The 19,852-nt window shown below is 46.4% G+C and carries 10 protein-coding genes and 1 CRISPR repeat array; of the genes, 3 read left to right on the top strand and 7 right to left on the bottom strand.

Annotation, left to right across the window (positions count from 1 at the left end):
* Positions 1-46: 46 nt before the first annotated feature.
* Entirely contained in the window at positions 47-2,512 is a 2,466-nt protein-coding gene (locus QUA04_RS23375; RefSeq protein ID WP_333261379.1) for a two-partner secretion domain-containing protein, read from the bottom strand.
* Positions 2,513-2,577: 65 nt separating this feature from the next.
* Positions 2,578-5,481, bottom strand: coding sequence for a two-partner secretion domain-containing protein (locus QUA04_RS23370; RefSeq protein ID WP_333261376.1), 2,904 nt, complete (start codon positions 5,479-5,481; stop codon positions 2,578-2,580).
* A 189-nt stretch (positions 5,482-5,670) separates the two neighbouring features.
* On the opposite strand from QUA04_RS23370, the gene QUA04_RS23365 reads away from it, so the two are divergent.
* From QUA04_RS23365 to QUA04_RS23355, 3 genes are all read left to right on the top strand, one after another.
* The gene (locus QUA04_RS23365) at positions 5,671-5,988 is read left to right on the top strand and encodes a hypothetical protein (protein ID WP_333261374.1); all 318 of its coding nucleotides are present in this window, start codon (positions 5,671-5,673) and stop codon (positions 5,986-5,988) included.
* 173 nt (positions 5,989-6,161) lie between these two features.
* The gene (locus QUA04_RS23360) at positions 6,162-6,392 is read left to right on the top strand and encodes a DUF433 domain-containing protein (protein WP_333261371.1); all 231 of its coding nucleotides are present in this window, start codon (positions 6,162-6,164) and stop codon (positions 6,390-6,392) included.
* On the top strand, positions 6,389-6,721 hold the full coding sequence (locus QUA04_RS23355) for a DUF5615 family PIN-like protein (RefSeq protein ID WP_333261369.1): 333 nt from the start codon (positions 6,389-6,391) through the stop codon (positions 6,719-6,721). Before QUA04_RS23360 ends, QUA04_RS23355 begins: the two co-directional genes overlap by 4 nt.
* Before the next feature lie 153 nt (positions 6,722-6,874).
* On the opposite strand, the gene QUA04_RS23350 is transcribed toward QUA04_RS23355, so the two are convergent.
* The 5 genes from QUA04_RS23350 to QUA04_RS23330 form a co-directional block, all read right to left on the bottom strand.
* Positions 6,875-8,161 (bottom strand): DNA sulfur modification protein DndB, encoded by a 1,287-nt coding sequence (locus tag QUA04_RS23350; protein WP_333190608.1) that lies wholly within the window; start codon positions 8,159-8,161, stop codon positions 6,875-6,877.
* Between the two features lie 306 nt (positions 8,162-8,467).
* Complete coding sequence (locus tag QUA04_RS23345; protein WP_333261366.1) at positions 8,468-10,633, bottom strand: ShlB/FhaC/HecB family hemolysin secretion/activation protein; 2,166 nt, start codon at positions 10,631-10,633, stop codon at positions 8,468-8,470.
* 772 nt (positions 10,634-11,405) lie between these two features.
* Positions 11,406-12,413, bottom strand: coding sequence for a protochlorophyllide reductase (locus tag QUA04_RS23340; RefSeq protein ID WP_333261363.1), 1,008 nt, complete (start codon positions 12,411-12,413; stop codon positions 11,406-11,408).
* 391 nt (positions 12,414-12,804) lie between these two features.
* Positions 12,805-13,923: an alkene reductase gene (locus QUA04_RS23335; protein WP_333261360.1), complete on the bottom strand. Its 1,119-nt coding sequence runs from the start codon at positions 13,921-13,923 to the stop codon at positions 12,805-12,807.
* 36 nt (positions 13,924-13,959) lie between these two features.
* A complete protein-coding gene (locus tag QUA04_RS23330) occupies positions 13,960-14,247 on the bottom strand; it encodes a transposase (protein WP_333261380.1) in 288 nt (95 codons plus the stop codon).
* 67 nt (positions 14,248-14,314) lie between these two features.
* Positions 14,315-19,812: a CRISPR direct-repeat array (repeat unit 37 nt; unit sequence GTTTCAATCCCTGATAGGGTTTTAGGTTTTTTCCGGC).
* Positions 19,813-19,852: the final 40 nt, after the last annotated feature.

Here is a 19,852-nt window from a genome sequence, read left to right as displayed (position 1 = left end):
ATTTTTTAACGTTATATGCTTGCTATGTAAGCATTATAACCTATTTTTATCGTATTTTATGTTTAAGTCCCGCTAAAGAAGTCGGACTTACTTGCAAGGCTGCAAATTGAGCATCTGTTAATCCCAAACTCGCTCGAACCTGTTCACGACTGACTGATGTAAACCCGAAAACATTAGGGACATTAATATTAACCCGACCACCTTGGGCCGATCGCGCATTGGCTGTGATGTCGCTGTTTTCTTGCGGGAGAGCGACCAGAATATCGCTTTTAATGTTGATATTGCCACCATCAGAAATACTTGCATCAGTTGTAATTCTGCTGGCTCGGCGCAACTGGAGATCCCGTGCTTCAAGGTTAATATTCGCTCCGGAGCCCGATGCCGTTCTACCGTCAATGCTGCTTTGATTGTCAAGGGAAATTGAATCTGCTTTGACGTTAATGTTACCAGCCCTTCCCGATCCTAAAGCTTGCAGATTGAGTGTTCCTTCATTGCGAAGAATCAATTCCCCGACATTTAGATTCAACGAACCTCCGTTAGCCGTAGCATTAGGATCTATAAGGTCAGATGCAATCCCAACAGAAGTCTGAATTTGACTGTTAAATTCACCTTGACCCCCATTCCCAATAACTTCTACACGACCCGCATCAATAGTGATACTTCCGGCATCTCCTTGACCTAAAGATGCAGTGCTAATAACTCCTCCACCCCGGAGAGTCAGTACAGGTGTAGAAATGTTGATACTCCCTCCCCGATTAGCAGTATTGGCATCAGCGCAGATAAAACTGGGATTCCGACTCCCGTTCGCCAAAACTCCAGAAAAACCCTCGACTGTTACTGACTCAGTGGCCCTCACTGTCAAATTACCTCCGGGCCCCCCAGTTGTATTCAACGGTTGGTTGCCCACAACTGCTCCGCTAGATAAACTAATTCCGCCTCCTTCAGAGATAATCAACCGCTTCGTGTCGATATTAATGTCCCCGGCTTGCCCATTCACACCGCTCGCAGTTGACCCAATTAAACTTGCTACGGGACTTCCAGTGGGAGTCCGCAGCACTTCTACTGATTCATTCGCTTTAATGTTGATATTCCCCGCTCCTCCTTCACCGCGGGTGAGGCTGATCAGAGCAGCACCATCGCTCACGGTTAAACGTTCTCCCTCAAAGGTGATATTTCCTCCCCTACCCGTACTCCCCACAAGTGAGCCACTGTGGATTGCAGAAGCGACCATATCTAAAACCCCGGCACGGATGGTTATATTTCCGGCGTTGCCAGCACTGAAGGTGCCGCTAGTCAATGCGCTTCCATTGTCTATCAACAGCTTTCCGGTGTCGATCGTGATATTTCCGGCGGCTCCCATGCTATTAGTGCTAGTGATTAGGACAAGTTGTGGGTCAAAAGGGTCGAAAGAGCCAGATAACGTATACTGACCACCAAACACTCTATAGTTATCTAATCCAATCCCGTTCATTTCTACGGAGTCTGTAGCCCGGATATTGACAGCGCCTCCGGCACCACTTCCTGCTGTCAGCGTGGAGATTTGCGCTCCACCTTGGACCAGAAAATTTTGAGCGTTAATATCGATACCCCTACCATCGATATTTCCCAAAGTCAGTGCATAAATTCGCCCACCGTTGAGGTTGACATTTCCACCTCGAATATCGACTTTCCCGCCACCGATTCCACTGGTGTTGATTAGTGAGCCGTTGGTTATTTGAATATTACCAAAGTTGGAAATCTTGTCATAGTTTAAACTTAATCCCAATGGCGTTGCCACAAATCCAATCATCCCCGGACTAGCGACGCTACCGAGCAAAATTTGTCCGGTAGATGCAGTGACACTTTCCTGATTTAATTCAATATCTCCCCCCACTAGGGCGAGAGTTTTTCCGGGTTCAACTCCTAAGCCCATGTTATTGAAAATCTGAGGGATTCCAGCGGGTAATTGTGGTAAATTTAAGGCTGGTGCTGCTGAAGAGTTAATGATTTTTCCCGGATTTTCTCGAAAGTTTAAACCGATAGGTATATTGACGTTTAACAGCGCTACTGATTGCGGATTGCTGCTGCTGAATTGATAGCCATTATTGAAAACTACGCTATCGGCTGAACTTGCTAAAAATGAACCACGCAAATCTAATCTGGCATTAGGACCGAAGACAATTCCTTGGGGATTAAGTAAAAATAAGTTGGCATTTCCTTGGACTCCCAACACACCTAAAATATTAGAAGGGTTGCCACCCGTAACGCGGGTAAAAATATTGGCAATTCCGTTAGGATTGGCAAAATAGGCTCCCCGCTCTTCACGGATGTTAAATTCTCGCAAGCTGTGAAAGAGGTTAACGCCGCGAGTTGCACCGCCTTCTATTCTGTCCGATGGTAAGTTATTAATCGTGTCGGGAACTGTCCGCGAACTTTCTGAACCCAAGCTATTATCGGGGACAATTTGAGCGATCGCAGGGAAAGGACACAGCAGTAAGAATGCAAAAAACAGGGCCCAAGATTGGCAGCGCATCTTTGAAGTCTGGTTAATTTAGTAGAAGGAAAATAGCGAGGGGTTAGCTAAAACCTGAAGAGTACCTATCGAGGTACACACACACCCGTCGGTTTCGGACTGCGAATAAATGCACCACCACCAGAATTATAGGCTACCAGCCTTACTTGTCCTCGATCGTCGATTACCCAACCTTGAGCGGGAATAATTTGTGTTGGTCGAATTTCTATGGAGGCTCTTTGGCCTTCTATTTGCTGACTTCCACCTACCGCTGATTCCACCCACGGCAACGGTTCTTCTGCGCTGCTGAGAACTTCATTAGGACTCGGTGGCAATCCCCCCCGACCAGTCACAGTAAACTCGTTCTCGGCCCCTTGGATGCAGGGATTTGCAGCAATTAACGCAGCCGGATTGACCACATTTTGCGGCAGTTCCACTAAACCTTGAACGGGATTGACTCCAACAGAACTAAATGTTACCGCCCCTTGCAAAGCCGCGCCGCCACTTTGGGAAATCGCGGCGATGTCGCTGCTGGGAAGCAGAGAAGTAGGACTTACTTGCAAGGCTGCAAATTGGGCGTCACTGAGCCCCAACCTGCTTCTGACTTGTTCGCGACTCGCTGCTGTAAAGCCGAAGACATTGGGGACATTGATATTCACGCGGCCGCCGCCTGCTGTGCCGGCGTTGGCTGTGATGTCGCTGTTTTCTTGCGGGAGGGCGACAAGAATGTCGCTGTTGATGTTGATATTGCCTCCGTCAGAAGTGCCTGCATCGGTGGTAATTCGGCTGTTGCGGCGCAATTGGATGTCTCGTGCTTGCAGGTTAATATTTGCTCCTGTACCTGATACAGTCGTACCGTCAATCATCGCTTTGTTGTCAAGAGCGATCGAATTTGCGACAACATTGATATTACCAGCCCGTCCGGTTCCCGTAGCCTGCACTGTCACTGTAGCTCCATCTCTGACTATTAATCGATCGGCATTCAGATTCAACGAACCCGCATTTGCCGTAGCATCGGGATTAGTACCAAATATCTTGCCCACCGAAGCATCAACTGTACTGACAAACAGACCATTATTTCCGCTGCCGCTGACCTCAATGCGATCGGCATTAACAGTAATATTCCCCACATCTCCTACACCCAAAGAACTCGTAGAAACTATCCCCCCATCCCGCACGGTTAGGCTTGGCGTATCAATACGAATATCCCCACCCCGACTAGAGCTCAAAGTTCCAGAAGTCAGGCCACTCGCATTCTGAATTCCGCTGCTCAAAAGTTGAGAAATGCCTGAAATTTCTACTGATTCAGTAGCCCTTATTGTTAAGTTTCCAGCAGGCCCCCCCTCCTGAGAAAACAAAAACCTGCCAACTAAAACACCCGTTCCCAATGTAAACGCCGAACCTCCCGAGAGAGTCAACCGCTTAGTATCGACGTTAATATTCCCCGCCCTGCCGTTAGAGGCGATACTCAGCGTGCTAATTCCGGTTGACACAACCGTTGTCGGGCCGCTGTTAGACAATTCTACTGATTCAGCAGCATTAATGTTAATATTCCCCGACGGGCCGCTGCTGTAGCTGGTGCTACCCAGAATAGAACCGTCGCGCATAATTAATTTCGCGACATCAACACTAATGCTTCCTCCCGCACCTGTACTTTCTTTAGCTGTCCCGTTGTTAATTCCAGAACCCACCATCTCAAAAGTATTGGCGCGAATGATTAAATTGCCGCCATTTCCACCGCCAAAAGTGATGCCGCTACCTACTACCCCATTGTTGAAAAGCAGGTGGCCGGTGTCGATCGTAATATCCCCCCCCGAACCAGCACCAGCACTAGCATTAAACAGCATCATTAGCGGGTCAAACGGGTCTGTAGTTCCCGATACCAAATATTTAATTGCAACCTCTTGATACCCCTCAACTCCCAGCCCGATCATTTCTACTGAATCAGCAGCGCGTAAATTGATATTGCCTCCTGCACCCTCTCCTAGAGTCAGGGTAGAAAATTGCGTGCCGTTTTCCACTCGCAACTTTTGAGCGCTGATATCGATACCTCTACCATCAATATTTCCCAGTGTCAGCGCATAAATTCGCGCACCGCTGAGGGCGACATTTCCACCTTTTAACTCTACTCTGCCGCCACCAATGCCGCTAGTGTCGATCAGTGAGCCATCGGCTATTTGAATATTGCCGAAGTTCTGAATATTATCATAATTAACAGTTAAATTCCCTTGCTGAGAAACAGGAGGAGTCAGTGCAAAATTAACTAAACCGGGACTGGCGGCGCTACCGAGTAAAATTTGTCCGCCGCTGGCGGTTAAATTACCACCTTGGAGTTGGATGTCACCGCCAATCAGTGCTAAAGTTTGACCTGGTTCTACTGCTAAACCAACTCGATCGCTAATCGGGATTGCCACAGCAGAGGCTGGAAGATTTACTTTGCCTACAGCCGTCGATTGGTTGACAATTGCACCGGGATTGTCTCTAAATCTTAAACCAACGGGAATATTAACGGTTAATAGCGGGGATGTTTGCGGGTTTTTGCTGCTGAATTCAAAACTGTTATTAAACACAATACTGTCTGCCGTTGAACCGATAAACGAACCGCGCAAATCTAAGCGCGCATTCGGCCCGAATATAATTCCTTTCGGGTTAATTAAAAATAAGTTGCCGTTGCCTAAAACTCCCAGAGTTCCTAAAATATTAGAAGAGTTGGGACCCGTAACGCGGGTGAAAATGTTGGTAATTCCGCTGGGATTTTCAAAATAAGCTCCCCGCCCTTCACGGATGTTAAATTCGCGCAAGCTGTGAAAGAGGTTAACGCCACGAGTTGCGCCGCCAGTGATTCTATCTGAGGGTAAGTTGTTGATAGTATCGGGAACAGTCCGCGAACTTTCCGGCCCCAGGGTATTATCGGGAATGATTTGGGCGAAGGTTTTCGAGGGAAATAGCAATAAGAAAACAAAAAGTAGGCCGGAAGACAAGCGAGACATAGCTTAAATCCTGTTATATAAATAATATCGTTTCCGGTTCCATCAGAATTATATATTTGGATTATATCAGTGCGATCGCCCCAGTCTTCGATCGACTCTCTTTCACCCCTAAAGTGGACTTTTCCCAAATATAATAAAGATAGCTGTTTTCAGTGCGACGTTTGAAGGTAACTCAGAGGAGGAACAGTCATGAGCTTGAATGAGTTGCCGGGAGCGGAGCTAATTCTACCTGGATTAAACGATCTTCATCATGGTAAAATGAATACAGTTGGGTCATTGTTAGTCGCGATCGCAGCAACGCGCCTAGCCGAAGCCGGCTTAGATGTTCCTAAAGATCGTCTAGCAGCAGAGCCAGAACTGACCCTGTATGCTCTTCTTGAAGATGAACGGGATGATGCCTACCTCTATTACAATGCTTTGCTGAATCGCCTTAATAGCTTTTGCAACGCACTTGAACTTCGTTATATAGCGGTTCTCAAAAAAGTGAGGTATGCCCTATGCCCATGAGTACCTCATCTTTCTGAGAAAGGCTATATGTATAAGCTATGAGAATTGGATGACGCTATTTCAAAAAACTTTTGCGCGATCGTATTAAAAACAAGATTGACAACCTTGCCTGATCCGCAGCCATAGGCTAAGATTTGGCAAAGGTCGAGAACACAATGACGATAATTCCAACTATGAACTACCGAAACCACATCACGGTCGAACCAAATAAACGCGGTGGTAAGCCTTGTGTACGCGGCTTGCGAATTACGGTTTATGAAGTGCTTGAGTACCTGGCTTCCGAGATGACCGAAGCAGAAATTCTCGATGATTTTCCCGATCTGACGCGAGAAGATTTAAAAGCCTGCATAGCTTATGCTGCTGACCGTGAGCGTCGGTTTATGACTGCTCCCTTATCCGCATGAAATTACTTTTTGATGAAAACTTGTCGCCCAAGTTACCGAATAGTTTGAGCGATCTTTTCCCAAATTCGCTTCACGTTCGAGATGTGGGCATGAAAGCGACGATCGACCCAGTAGTTTGGGATTATGCAAAAGACAATAATTTGATGATTGTCTCGAAAGACGCGGATATGCACGATCAGAGCTTAGTATTTGGGAATCCACCGAAAGTTATTTGGCTTCGCCTTGGAAACTGTTCGACATTGCAAGCTGAAAATTTGCTACGTCGGTATTTTAGCGCGATCGAGTTATTTTATGAAGACGAGACTTTATCGCTGCTTGCTTTATCATAATTGTACCGCAACTGTAATACAATTATAAGTTAGCTTGCTGGGTTGGCAGTATGGTGGCGGATGACAACCCAACTACGAGAGTTGAAACAAAACAGAGAACCACCCCCGTTAAGTAGTTCCCTGAATATATGTGCCACAAATTAGGAGACAGACCTATGTTCCAACAGCCGTAGGAAAAATTTCAGCAATAGGCTTAGGTAATGGAAGCGATTCGTCAATATTAAGGTCTATTCCATGTGCGATGTTGTATTCTCGCTGAATATCAGCAATTTCCTCTTCAGTCATCTTGTCAGCGGTGATTAAGTAATGAATCAGCTTACCTCCCTGCACTGGTGGCTGTTCTCCCCTAAGCATAGAACCGCTGGGAGCTACAAGAAAATTTGTCCAGATTCCTGATGACATTTGCCAATCTATTTTGCTGGCTCGTCGCACTGCCTCGCGCAGCGCCAATCGATTGTCGCGTGTTGCTGCAATTAGTCCTCTAAATAAAGCTAGTTGACCAACTGGTTTGAATAAGAGCGAGTAGGGTTGATCATCCTTTCGCATTTGAGGTATGCGACTGCTATCTTCAAGGGCTTCCTTATAGGGTTGTAAGCCGTCTAATACAACGTTCCAAAATTTTTCAACTGTTTCGTAGTAATGATTTAATTCTTCTTCTGATGGACGATTATTAGGGTCAAGTGCTACACCCTCGCTTTTAAGAATAAGCTTAACGGTTTCATACACAGCACTAATTGTCGTCAGCTTTTTGCTTCTTACCGCAAGTGCATTGCTCTTCCATTCAACAACATCGCTGCTTCCACGCGCTTTAACACCCAACGGCGCTCCTTCATTTAATAATTGGCGAGCAATGATGGCGCTACGGTCGTCTTCACTTGTAATAATGTTGTCGCCTCTGCTGGTTGGTTTTGCGTAGCGGTTAACCTTGTTAAATATCCGACGTGTTTTTTCATTGCTTTCATGCTGAATAAAGATGACGCAGACATCATCATTTGGCACATCCTCGCGGCATGATCCAATCACCTCACCTTTTATTACCTTCTCAAGAGCTAGAAGGCGATGCTGTCCATCAAGCATGATGAGGGAACCACCATCTATTGTAAGTACACCAATATTATCTGAGACTGATTGATAAGCGCGTGGAGCTTTATTAGATACCCAGTCTCTCAGACTATCAAAGTAAATTTCCCCCTTGTAGACTAATACAACCATTGCACCAAAAAATCGATCCTTGGACTCTGCTATGTAGGGAGCAATCTGCTCCTTAACTCGTTTTAGGTCTGGGTCGCGCTGTATCCGCTCTTCAATGCTCATTGTTGTCCACTCATCAAGTTCGCTAGCCGACCGCACTCCTTGTACTAGGTCACGAACTTTCATCGTTGCCTGATAGAAGTCAGTGTTGCCCAAATGTCCCTTTACGCCTGGAATGACTAAAGCCATAAAGCCTCTGCTGTGAATATAAGTTGAACAATGTACTAGATTTTACAAACAATTGGCTTGTTATCCTGTACTTTATTTATGTTTTCACAAAAAAGGTAGATTGTCAATACATTATCCGGTATGTTTTCACAAACATACCTTTGGATAGGCTATTTTGCTATAGCCCTAGCGTCCGGTTGCGACATCCCGCAGTTTAATCGTGCGATCGAGGCCGCCACTTAATAAAATTTGACCGTCAGCGCTAAAGATGAAAGTGTTGGGCGAAGCGAAGCGTAGGGTTCGATCGCACTCAACCCAACTTAAAATTTAGAAAGCAAAGTAATTAATCCGAAAGTATAAGCCTTTTTCCTGCAAAGTTCGATCGCCCGATCGAGCATTGATCAAAGGAATACCGTAGTCTAAACGCACATTCAACCGATCGCCCATCTGCCAAAGCAGCCCCAAACCCGCACCCAGCAGTTTATCCGAGTCAGGATTCGGGTTTTCCTCCGACTGGTTCCACCCTACCCCAAAATCGATAAACGGAGCGACTTGCAACAATCCTTGGACTTCCGGGACACGCCAAACCGGGATTCGCACTTCAGCCGACGCGATTGCACCGCTATCAGTTAACAGCAAATCTTGGCGGTATCCGCGCACGCTTTGAACGCCGCCGATCCCAATTTGTTCGAGGGAAAGCAGGGGGCGATCGGCTAATTGAATGTCAGAACGTACTATCAGCAAGGTTTCTGGCGCTAGCAGCCGCACGTACTGCGCTTGTCCGCGCCACGCCAAAAAGCGGCTGTCACGCCCGCTATCGTTCGCAGTCGCGCCGAACAGATTAGTGCCGAGGGAAAACTGCGATCGCGCCGCGAACACTTGGTTGGAACTCCGCTGCACGTATTCTTGAAAAAAGCGCACAGCCGAAACCCGGGTTTCGCCGCGATCGTTTGCTCCCGCCGAAAGCGCAAATCGTTCCCCCAACAGGAATGTATCGCTTTCTTGCCGTGAAAAACTCAGTCCCAAAGCCAAAGTGCGATCGGGCTTTTCGACAATCGGCTGGCGGTAAGTTAATTCGTAAGTCCGCGATTTCCCCTCAATTTCAGCAGCATCAAAGGGTTCCTCGATGATATTGGTGCTAGCAGCACTCGCAGCGAACCCAATCGTGCCGTTGCGCGCGTTGATGGGGACTGTGTAGCTGCCGTTAAATTCATTGCTGCCGTCGGTGTTAGCATAAGATACCTCTAATCCGTCGCCCAAACCGAGTAAATTAGCTTGATTGATGCGAACACCGCGCCGAAAACTGCCGACACTGGGCGATCGGTTGTTGTCTGCGAACACTTCAGCGCTAAAGCTGTCTGCTTCTTTGACGCGCACTTCTAAGCGGCTGTTTTCCGGGCGGCTTCCGGCTTGCAATTCGGCGGAAATATTAGCAATTAAGGGGTCTAGTTGCAGCAGTTGCAATGCTTCCAGCAGCCGAGATCGATTGAGGGGCCTTCTGGTAGCGCGCTCAAGGCGCGATCGCACATAATTGGAATTTAAGCGCCTGTTTCCAGTAATCACAATTTCATCTAATCCGCCTTCTACAATCCGAATTTTCACCACACCTCCTTCTCTCGGAAAGGTTTGGTTGGCGGGAATTACAGCGCCGGAATTGATGTATCCTGCCGCTACATATTTTTGAGTAACGGCTGCTTCTGCTGCGATCAGTTCAGCAAAGGTGATTTCGCGGCCCGCAAACTGTTGCGTAACTTCTGCGAGTTCGCGATCGCTAAAAGCTGTGTTGCCCTCAAATTCAAAGCCAGCGACCTTAATTGTACCCAGAATCCCCGGTCTAATTTCGCTGTCAACGGGTGTTGGCTGGGTGGGTTGGAGGGGAGACGGAGCAGGGGGTTGCGGCGGCTCAGGAGCTGGTAATTCGGGTTCTCGCGGCAAAATTGGGTTGGGCAGTTGACTGAGTTGCGAGGCTCGATCGATACCCAAATCAATTTTTTGTCGGTCAATATTTTCTTCTAGCTTTTGATCTGAGTTAAAAAGCTCGGTTTCTTGAGTTTTTGTGCTGAATGTGCGATCGGCCTGAGATGTTGCACCATTGTCAATAAGCCTTTTACGGGCGGGCAGGATGCCCACCCCACAAGAAAACTCACTCCTTGTGGAACAGGCATCTTGCCTGTTCTTGAGAATGGTGTAAGATGTCACATCGACTGAATTTGTCGCAGACGGCGGTAAGTCGGGAGTTTCCGCCCCCACCGATCGTTCTGACTGTGTGGGTAACTGTGTTTCCTCGTCTTTTATCGGCAAGTCTTCGCGTTTGTCAAAAGTGGTATCGTTGGGGGCTAAAGCTCGATCGCCTCCGCTGCTGACTGCTGCCAAATCCTCAACATTTGAGGTCAAAATTTCAACTGTGGTAGCGGATGTTTTCGCTGGTTTTCCCAACAAAACTAACCCAAAAATACCAGCGAATAAAAATAGTTTTTGCGATCGACAAGCCATAGAATATAATTATTATCTCGCTTAAGTGGGGGAAAATATTTTCAGGAACTTAGCACCCTCAAGTAAAAATCAATCTTAACAGCAAAAAAGGAAACAGCCGTCGCAGCCAACAGTTTCGGCGACACTACAAACCAAAAGGTCGATCGACGGCTGTTCATTTCCCAACACTTACGCACCAACCGGGTTCTTATCCGAAAAAATATCGTGTAAGTCGATCGTAAACGCTAAAAAAAAGCCGATATTTTGGGTTGCAAAACCTACGCTTTCATGCTAAGGCAGCGACCAGAACATTCTTGGGCGCCAGGGTAAACCAGAAACCGGGTTGTTTCCGAAAAGACGGGTTACAACTGAGATCTTGCACCATTCTCAATAATCTTTTTAAGAACAGGCAAGATGCCTGTTCCACAAGAGAGAAATTTTCTTGTGGAACAGGCATCTTGCCTGTTCTTAAGAATAGTGCAAGATGTGAGTTACAACCCGCAGAGCCACTAAAAAACCCGGTTTCTTTGATTTTGGTGCATCATATCGTTTCCGGTTGCATGGGAATAATAAAATCGAGTCAACAGTTAACACTCAACCATTCAGTTGTTCGACCCGCCCGTCAACAGTCCACAGTCAACAGTCAACAATTCCGGAGGAGTGAAACCGGAATTGATATCATACCAAACCCGACTTTAAGACCCCCTTTATTATTGAGTTGCGTCTACCCACCTCCTGTGCGTAGACGCCGTTTCAACCGCCAAGCCAGATAAAGGGGATTTGTAACTTTGAATTATGCAGAGCGGCCCGCACTAGCCGCAGCACCCATTTGAGCCCCGTCAGTCAATCCCACCAACTTAGCGCTCAACTCCCACATCCGCTCGCCTTTTTCATCATCGCGGGCCTGGGGAGAAACCTTCTGTACAAAAGACTTACCATCTTTTTTCTGGCGGTTCCCCCAACTCCAATAAGCCCCAGATTGCTTGTATTCGGGATCTGCAACCACCATCGCCAGCCTTTCCCCCGCCAACTCCTGCGAAACGTAACCCCCGGTGATATTCTTCTGAAACAGCGGGAACAGCTTCTGGAACAAAGGATAGTGGTTGCGGAACAGCGGCGTATCCGCAACGCATCCCGGATAAAGCGAAGTGAAAGTAATCCCCGTGGATTCATGAAAGCGGCGGTGCAATTCCCGCATCGTCAGCACGTTGCAAACTTTGCTATCTTTGTAAGCCTTGACCGGTTCAAACTTCTTGCCGTCAACCATCGAAATCGGGTCTTTGAAATCCGCTTCAAAACCCTCAAACTTGCCCAAATCCGGGCGCGGCGGAATCTTCCCGCCCAACTCGTCTGGATTGTGAGTCACGGTTCCCAAAATCACGATTCTCGCATCGGAATAATAGGAAGGCTTCATATTTTCCATCATCAGGTTGCACAGCAGGAAATGACCCAGGTGATTGGTAGTCATCGTCAACTCGTAACCCTCCGGGCTCCGCAGCGGTTCCTTAATCAAAGGCATATAAATGGCGGCGTTGCACACCAAAGCGTCCAGAGGCCGGCCGCTGGCCTTAAATGCCCGAGCAAACCTACGCACGCTCTCCAAATCGCCCAAGTCAATCTCCATGATTGAGAAACTGCCTTCAGGTATGCCCAACTCTCGGGCGGCGTCTCCGGCTTTCCGCACGTCCCGACAGGCCATGACTACGTGCCATCCCTTGTCTGCGAGAGCTTTCGCGCCGTACAAACCGACGCCGGAGGAAGCGCCGGTAATGATAACCGTTGATTTGTGATTTTGTGCCATCTTGTTAAAAGCGCTTCCGCTATTGATTTTTTTCAGGCACTCAAACGCTGAGCTAGCAGCTTGGATGTTTTGAAGTACCCTATGGTTATTAGGATATGGGGAAACGTTCTCGATCTCAACCGGGATGCTCTCACTTTTGCAGCCAAGCTAGAAATTCGAGGCAGGGGACGGGAGGCAGGGGGCAGGAGGCAGGAGACAGGAGGCAGCAGGCAGAAGAAGTGTTTTTACAAATAATAAATACTCGCTTTCAACGGGCGATGAAAATTAAATATGAGTCCAACTCCGACTCTTATTTTGAGAAATTAACCATACATCTTTTAGGGGCGGGTTGACCATTATATATGATGCACTTACTCGGTATTTATTGATCAACCCGCCCCAACCAACTCAACTAAGAAATAGCTGCCGGTTCCTCATAGGTAGGGAAATCGATATAACCTTCAGGCCCAAAAGAATACCAGACGCCGACTTCAGCAAGCGGATTGAGCGGCCAACCATTAGTAAAACGCTCTACCAAGTCAGGATTGCTGATAAAATCCCGACCAAAAGCTATTAAATCTGCAACTTTGCTGCTCAGGGCCGTTTCAGCCTGTTCTTGAGTATATCCGCAGTTGCCAACGAGCGGTCCTGTAAATACATCGCGAAACTCTCCTATCATCATCGGCTTTCCCAATTCATGAAAGCCAAAAGCCAAACCGTCCACCAAGTGAAGGTAAGCTAAATCATAGGCATTTAACTGCCCTGCAAAATACATAAAATCTTCTCGATAACTGGGAGAACCCATGTCATTGAAAACACCGTTGGGAGAAAGTCTAACTCCCACTTGGTTTGCCGGAAATACTGTGATAATCGCCTCCACAATTTCCTTAAGAAAACGGTAACGGTTTTCAACTGAGCCGCCATAGGAATCAGTGCGGTGATTAGTTTTGGTTTGCAGGAATGTGTCAATGAGATAGCCGTTTGCCGCGTGAATTTCTACACCGTCAAAACCTGCCATTTTTGCTCGTTCTGCCGCCTTGCGATAATCTTCTACAACCAGGGAGATTTCATCGGTTTCTAGAGCGCGGGGGGTTTCGTAGGGTTGTTTACCTAGAGGGGTATGAATGCCTTCTCCGTTTATTTTGATGGCAGATGCTGCAACTGGCAATTGATTGTTTTGATGAAAACTGCTGTGGGAAGCTCGTCCGCAGTGCCAAAGCTGCATGAAAATCGGCGTTTCGTGGGCATGAACCGCAGTCACAACTTGTTTCCAAGCTTCGCCTTGCTCGTCTGAATAAATACCGGGGGTATTGAGCCAACCATTAGCTTGAGTAGAAACCACTGTGGCTTCTGTAATGATTAAACCAGCGGAGGCTCGCTGAGTGTAATACTCTGCCATCAAGGCGTTGGGCATCCGCGCTTCACCGGCTCTGGATCTCGTCATGGGTGCCATGACTACCCGGTTTTTTAAGGGTAAATCTCCGATTTTGAAGGGACTGAGTAGGAGTGGAGAAGTTGTTTGATTGGTCATAATTTGGGTATTTTTTCAACTGAATAATCTGGGAAATCACATATAGCAACCGCCCGTGTTAGGACGCAAGGCGCAAGACATCCAAGGGTCGCCAAAATGTAAGCAATCAAACTCATCAAGCTGTTTACGAATTTGACTTTTTAGCCAAGACTCTTCTTTGTAAAACTCTGGAGAGTATGGCGGTAAATATAATAGTCTACACCGTGCTGTTTGAATCAATTCCTGAATCCGACCACTTTTATCAAATGTGAGATGATCCATGAGCACCACCTGTGCTGTGAGAAGTGTTTGAAGTAAACTTGTTTCCGGCGAAGAAGGAGTCAGGAGTCAGGAGTCAGGAGAAGAATACCCTCTTTCCTCCTGTCTCCTCCTCTGGTGAATACTTCCGAAAGTTTCAATCCCTGATAGGGTTTTAGGTTGTTTTCGGCGGGATTAGCAGCTATCACGCCCAAAGAAGATAGGTTTCAATCCCTGATAGGGTTTTAGGTTTTTTCCGGCAATGTTACCGGTTCGGATTCTGTTACGGAATCGGGTTTCAATCCCTGATAGGGTTTTAGGTTTTTTCCGGCGAGAGGCGATAGCTCCCTTGACTTGCGAGTCAGAGTTTCAATCCCTGATAGGGTTTTAGGTTTTTTCCGGCAAATATGTGTGCCAAATTGAAATCTACCAAGATGTTTCAATCCCTGATAGGGTTTTAGGTTTTTTCCGGCCTGACTTATTGCGTGGGTATTTAGATTTAGATTTGGAGGCAGTTTCAATCCCTGATAGGGTTTTAGGTTTTTTCCGGCTAATCGCCATCCATAGAGAAAGTGGGGAATGTGCGTTTCAATCCCTGATAGGGTTTTAGGTTTTTTCCGGCGTTAGAGGAAGAGATAGCCATCGGTGCTGATGGCTGTTTCAATCCCTGATAGGGTTTTAGGTTTTTTCCGGCGTGTAGCCATAGTTAGCAAAAATAGAGGCTGAAGTTTCAATCCCTGATAGGGTTTTAGGTTTTTTCCGGCCGAATCCTAGCGGAGTGTTTTGAGGTGGGCGAACGCGTTTCAATCCCTGATAGGGTTTTAGGTTTTTTCCGGCTCGGATTGACCTCCATTTGCTGTTGTGTACGTCCTTAGTTTCAATCCCTGATAGGGTTTTAGGTTTTTTCCGGCATAGCTTGTACAATGCTAAGTGAATGCTATTGAAGTTTCAATCCCTGATAGGGTTTTAGGTTTTTTCCGGCATATGTTCAGTTTCGACAAATGGATTTGTCAAAAAATGTTTCAATCCCTGATAGGGTTTTAGGTTTTTTCCGGCTTAATTCTTTGTTAGAAGTACCGACACTAGCTAATCGCTCCTTGTTTCAATCCCTGATAGGGTTTTAGGTTTTTTCCGGCTTGGCTTGTCGTTTATCGAAAACTTGACCGAATCTAGTTTCAATCCCTGATAGGGTTTTAGGTTTTTTCCGGCAATGGGCGGTATTGTGTATGTAAATCTTTTTCTTCATGTTTCAATCCCTGATAGGGTTTTAGGTTTTTTCCGGCGGTATTCCATGCGATCGCCATTCTCGGCAAAAGGGTTTCAATCCCTGATAGGGTTTTAGGTTTTTTCCGGCTTTGGGCATCAAGCCTAGTACGGGATTCCCAATGGTAGTTTCAATCCCTGATAGGGTTTTAGGTTTTTTCCGGCTGTACAATTCTGGCTCTCTCCCGGTCATTCTGGAGTTTCAATCCCTGATAGGGTTTTAGGTTTTTTCCGGCTTTAGCTCGTCAACCAGTTTCTTAATTGTCATGGCGTTTCAATCCCTGATAGGGTTTTAGGTTTTTCCGGCAATTTATCTAAACAAGTCCCTGTAAATGTTGACCTTTCAAGTTTCAATCCCTGATAGGGTTTTAGGTTTTTTCCGGCTTATAAGATCTCGTTACCTGGCACAACGATCGTGCTAGTTTCAATCCCTGATAGGGTTTTAGGTTTTTTCCGGCCTCAGCGCCTGATTCGCACAGCCTTCGACGACGAAATAGTTTCAATCCCTGATAGGGTTTTAGGTTTTTTCCGGCATGATAAACAAATGTACGAGTAATGTCAAGTGTTTCAATCCCTGATAGGGTTTTAGGTTTTTTCCGGCCAAACCCCTTTAAGCAAGACCGCCCAGACACCTCGGAGTTTCAATCCCTGATAGGGTTTTAGGTTTTTTCCGGCTTGGCTGTATTACATCAACTGGACGCATAGCACTTGTGTTTCAATCCCTGATAGGGTTTTAGGTTTTTTCCGGCTTCAATAGTTATTAAAGGAGGAGTGATGACAGTTGGTTTCAATCCCTGATAGGGTTTTAGGTTTTTTCCGGCCGAATTGGCTCCATAATATCTGTAGGGAATAAAATTGTAGGGTTTCAATCCCTGATAGGGTTTTAGGTTTTTTCCGGCTCGGGTTAACCGCCCGCCACCGCATTTAGCAGTTTAATTATATTTCAATCCCTGATAGGGTTTTAGGTTTTTTCCGGCGCGGATTAAAAGGGAGTGACTATCTTCGCATTTTCGGGTTTCAATCCCTGATAGGGTTTTAGGTTTTTTCCGGCCGCAACGACAAGCGACCCTTAATGTCCGACCTCAAGGTTTCAATCCCTGATAGGGTTTTAGGTTTTTTCCGGCCGGGCGGTTAACCCGAAAGGCAATACTGTTGTGTTTCAATCCCTGATAGGGTTTTAGGTTTTTTCCGGCTTTATGGTAAAATTTAAAGCACCCATTAGCCTGTAAAGGTTTCAATCCCTGATAGGGTTTTAGGTTTTTTCCGGCTTGAGGGAGCGATCGAAGTAGATTCTGAATCCCTAGAGTTTCAATCCCTGATAGGGTTTTAGGTTTTTTCCGGCGTGTGCTTGCACAGATTCGTTATCATTCCCGTGATGACGTTTCAATCCCTGATAGGGTTTTAGGTTTTTTCCGGCAAACATGGTTTTGAGCCGTGTTTAATGCCTAAAAGGTGTTTCAATCCCTGATAGGGTTTTAGGTTTTTTCCGGCGGTAGTATTCTTTCTATATGGTTGCCGATTGTGCTGTTTCAATCCCTGATAGGGTTTTAGGTTTTTTCCGGCTCAATTAGCTGCTATTGATGAAAGAAATGCTGCAAGGTTTCAATCCCTGATAGGGTTTTAGGTTTTTTCCGGCGAGAAATACACAAACAAAGCAATGCCAAATTTAGTTTCAATCCCTGATAGGGTTTTAGGTTTTTTCCGGCTAAACTAATGCGAATATTAACACTGATCGTATTCTCCGTTTCAATCCCTGATAGGGTTTTAGGTTTTTTCCGGCTTCCTCCCTAGGTGTCGATAAAAATAGTTTCGTGAGTTTCAATCCCTGATAGGGTTTTAGGTTTTTTCCGGCTGTACTCGTCAAGGGATATTAGTCATGCAGGTTTCCAGTTTCAATCCCTGATAGGGTTTTAGGTTTTTTCCGGCTTCCGCTTGGACTTTTGCTACCGAAATATTATCAGTGTTTCAATCCCTGATAGGGTTTTAGGTTTTTTCCGGCAATGTATACTTGGCGCTCAACTACGACTGGCACTTCGTTTCAATCCCTGATAGGGTTTTAGGTTTTTTCCGGCTTTACTTTATAGAAGAAGGAGTTAAACCTCAGTAGTTTCAATCCCTGATAGGGTTTTAGGTTTTTTCCGGCTTCAGGGTGTTAAGAGCTACTGCGGCAAATATTGTTTCAATCCCTGATAGGGTTTTAGGTTTTTTCCGGCTCGCCCCCCGGAAGAAGTGGCAAATCGCGACTCATTAAAGTTTCAATCCCTGATAGGGTTTTAGGTTTTTTCCGGCGCGCAGTAGCTTCCTGAGCGTCCTGTTTAATGTCTGACGTTTCAATCCCTGATAGGGTTTTAGGTTTTTTCCGGCCTTGATACACCACCACAAGCGACTATCTATGGTTGGGTTTCAATCCCTGATAGGGTTTTAGGTTTTTTCCGGCTGGTAATCCCAATTTCGGGTTGTTCCCGATCGGTGGGTTTCAATCCCTGATAGGGTTTTAGGTTTTTTCCGGCCCGGGGAGAGGTCGCAAGTCGTCCGGCAACCAGTAGGGGTTTCAATCCCTGATAGGGTTTTAGGTTTTTTCCGGCGTAACAATTCGATAATCGCAAACCAGCCTTCTTTGTTGTTTCAATCCCTGATAGGGTTTTAGGTTTTTTCCGGCGTTGACGCTCGCTGAAGCGCGGAGTATTAGCTTGCGGTTTCAATCCCTGATAGGGTTTTAGGTTTTTTCCGGCTGCTTCCAAAAATACTCCACAGTGCGTTTGTTTCTGTCGTTTCAATCCCTGATAGGGTTTTAGGTTTTTTCCGGCTCATCGGTCTTGACTTGAGAATGAGAGGGGTACGGTTTCAATCCCTGATAGGGTTTTAGGTTTTTTCCGGCCCAGTCCAATATACCATTCCGGAGGGCCGTTACCGTTTCAATCCCTGATAGGGTTTTAGGTTTTTTCCGGCTGGGGTAATCTCTACCCTCAGCTTGATAAAAGGAGTTTCAATCCCTGATAGGGTTTTAGGTTTTTTCCGGCAATGGCGGTGGTCACTCCGAATGAGAGGAAGTACGTTTCAATCCCTGATAGGGTTTTAGGTTTTTTCCGGCAGGAAATTGAGCGCGGTCAAATTCAAATCTAGGCGTTTCAATCCCTGATAGGGTTTTAGGTTTTTTCCGGCAGTGGCGCTGCTGGGCTAGCGTAGCGCCGTCCAGAGTTTCAATCCCTGATAGGGTTTTAGGTTTTTTCCGGCGGCGGTGGGCGGAATTGTGATCGGCAACCATTTTGCAGGTTTCAATCCCTGATAGGGTTTTAGGTTTTTTCCGGCGCGAATTCAACCCCGCCGCCGGTGTCGTCTATCAGGTTTCAATCCCTGATAGGGTTTTAGGTTTTTTCCGGCGCGACGTGGATTATTGAGAATATTCTCAAAATGAAGGGGTTTCAATCCCTGATAGGGTTTTAGGTTTTTTCCGGCTGGTCGCTCTAACTGAGTCCATTGCCCTGGATGGTTTCAATCCCTGATAGGGTTTTAGGTTTTTTCCGGCGCCTCTACACCAGCCTTGAATCGCTGCGAGCGGGTTTCAATCCCTGATAGGGTTTTAGGTTTTTTCCGGCTTGGTCAGTCCGCAGTCATAAGCCAATTGTTTTAGTTTCAATCCCTGATAGGGTTTTAGGTTTTTTCCGGCATATAGTGGTACCAAATCGTCCCGAGAAACATAGATAGTTTCAATCCCTGATAGGGTTTTAGGTTTTTTCCGGCGTTCGCCTTTCCAGTAGCCAAAGGAGTTGTCAAAGGTTTCAATCCCTGATAGGGTTTTAGGTTTTTTCCGGCAGTTGCCTGTTTGCGTGGCGATCGTTAAATCGTTGCCGTTTCAATCCCTGATAGGGTTTTAGGTTTTTTCCGGCTATTTCATCAGTTACCACCTCCAATCGCCACTATGTTTCAATCCCTGATAGGGTTTTAGGTTTTTTCCGGCTTTGTAGGAAATGTAGGGGTGATTACTACATTTTTAAGTTTCAATCCCTGATAGGGTTTTAGGTTTTTTCCGGCCCATCCTGGAGTAGGCTTTGTAAGTTTATCTGGCAGTTTCAATCCCTGATAGGGTTTTAGGTTTTTTCCGGCCAAACTCCGATGTAAGATTTGCTCTCATCCTGAGTTTCAATCCCTGATAGGGTTTTAGGTTTTTTCCGGCTAGTAAGTGACTTAGAAAAACGAGCGGTACTCATGTTTCAATCCCTGATAGGGTTTTAGGTTTTTTCCGGCGATTACTCGGAAGCCAAGGTGCGGCCCTACCTCGGTTTCAATCCCTGATAGGGTTTTAGGTTTTTTCCGGCTCTTGGTTTTCCCAGGCATAGAGCAAAAGCGCTGTAGTTTCAATCCCTGATAGGGTTTTAGGTTTTTTCCGGCGATTACTCGGAAGCCAAGGTGCGGCCCTACCTCGGTTTCA

The organism is Microcoleus sp. S13_C5, from assembly GCF_036700845.1.
Taxonomy (GTDB): Bacteria; Cyanobacteriota; Cyanobacteriia; order Cyanobacteriales; family Microcoleaceae; genus Microcoleus.
This window is presented reverse-complemented; position numbering and strand designations above follow the sequence as displayed.

Excerpts from the sequence above, each read along its gene's own strand:
- QUA04_RS23375 (WP_333261379.1), bottom strand. The coding sequence starts at position 2,512 with ATGCGCTGCCAATCTTGGGCCCTGTTTTTTGCATTCTTACTGCTGTGT.
- QUA04_RS23370 (WP_333261376.1), bottom strand. The coding sequence starts at position 5,481 with ATGTCTCGCTTGTCTTCCGGCCTACTTTTTGTTTTCTTATTGCTATTT.
- QUA04_RS23365 (WP_333261374.1), top strand. The coding sequence starts at position 5,671 with ATGAGCTTGAATGAGTTGCCGGGAGCGGAGCTAATTCTACCTGGATTA.
- QUA04_RS23360 (WP_333261371.1), top strand. The coding sequence starts at position 6,162 with ATGAACTACCGAAACCACATCACGGTCGAACCAAATAAACGCGGTGGT.
- QUA04_RS23355 (WP_333261369.1), top strand. The coding sequence starts at position 6,389 with ATGAAATTACTTTTTGATGAAAACTTGTCGCCCAAGTTACCGAATAGT.
- QUA04_RS23350 (WP_333190608.1), bottom strand. The coding sequence starts at position 8,161 with ATGGCTTTAGTCATTCCAGGCGTAAAGGGACATTTGGGCAACACTGAC.
- QUA04_RS23345 (WP_333261366.1), bottom strand. The coding sequence starts at position 10,633 with ATGGCTTGTCGATCGCAAAAACTATTTTTATTCGCTGGTATTTTTGGG.
- QUA04_RS23340 (WP_333261363.1), bottom strand. The coding sequence starts at position 12,413 with ATGGCACAAAATCACAAATCAACGGTTATCATTACCGGCGCTTCCTCC.
- QUA04_RS23335 (WP_333261360.1), bottom strand. The coding sequence starts at position 13,923 with ATGACCAATCAAACAACTTCTCCACTCCTACTCAGTCCCTTCAAAATC.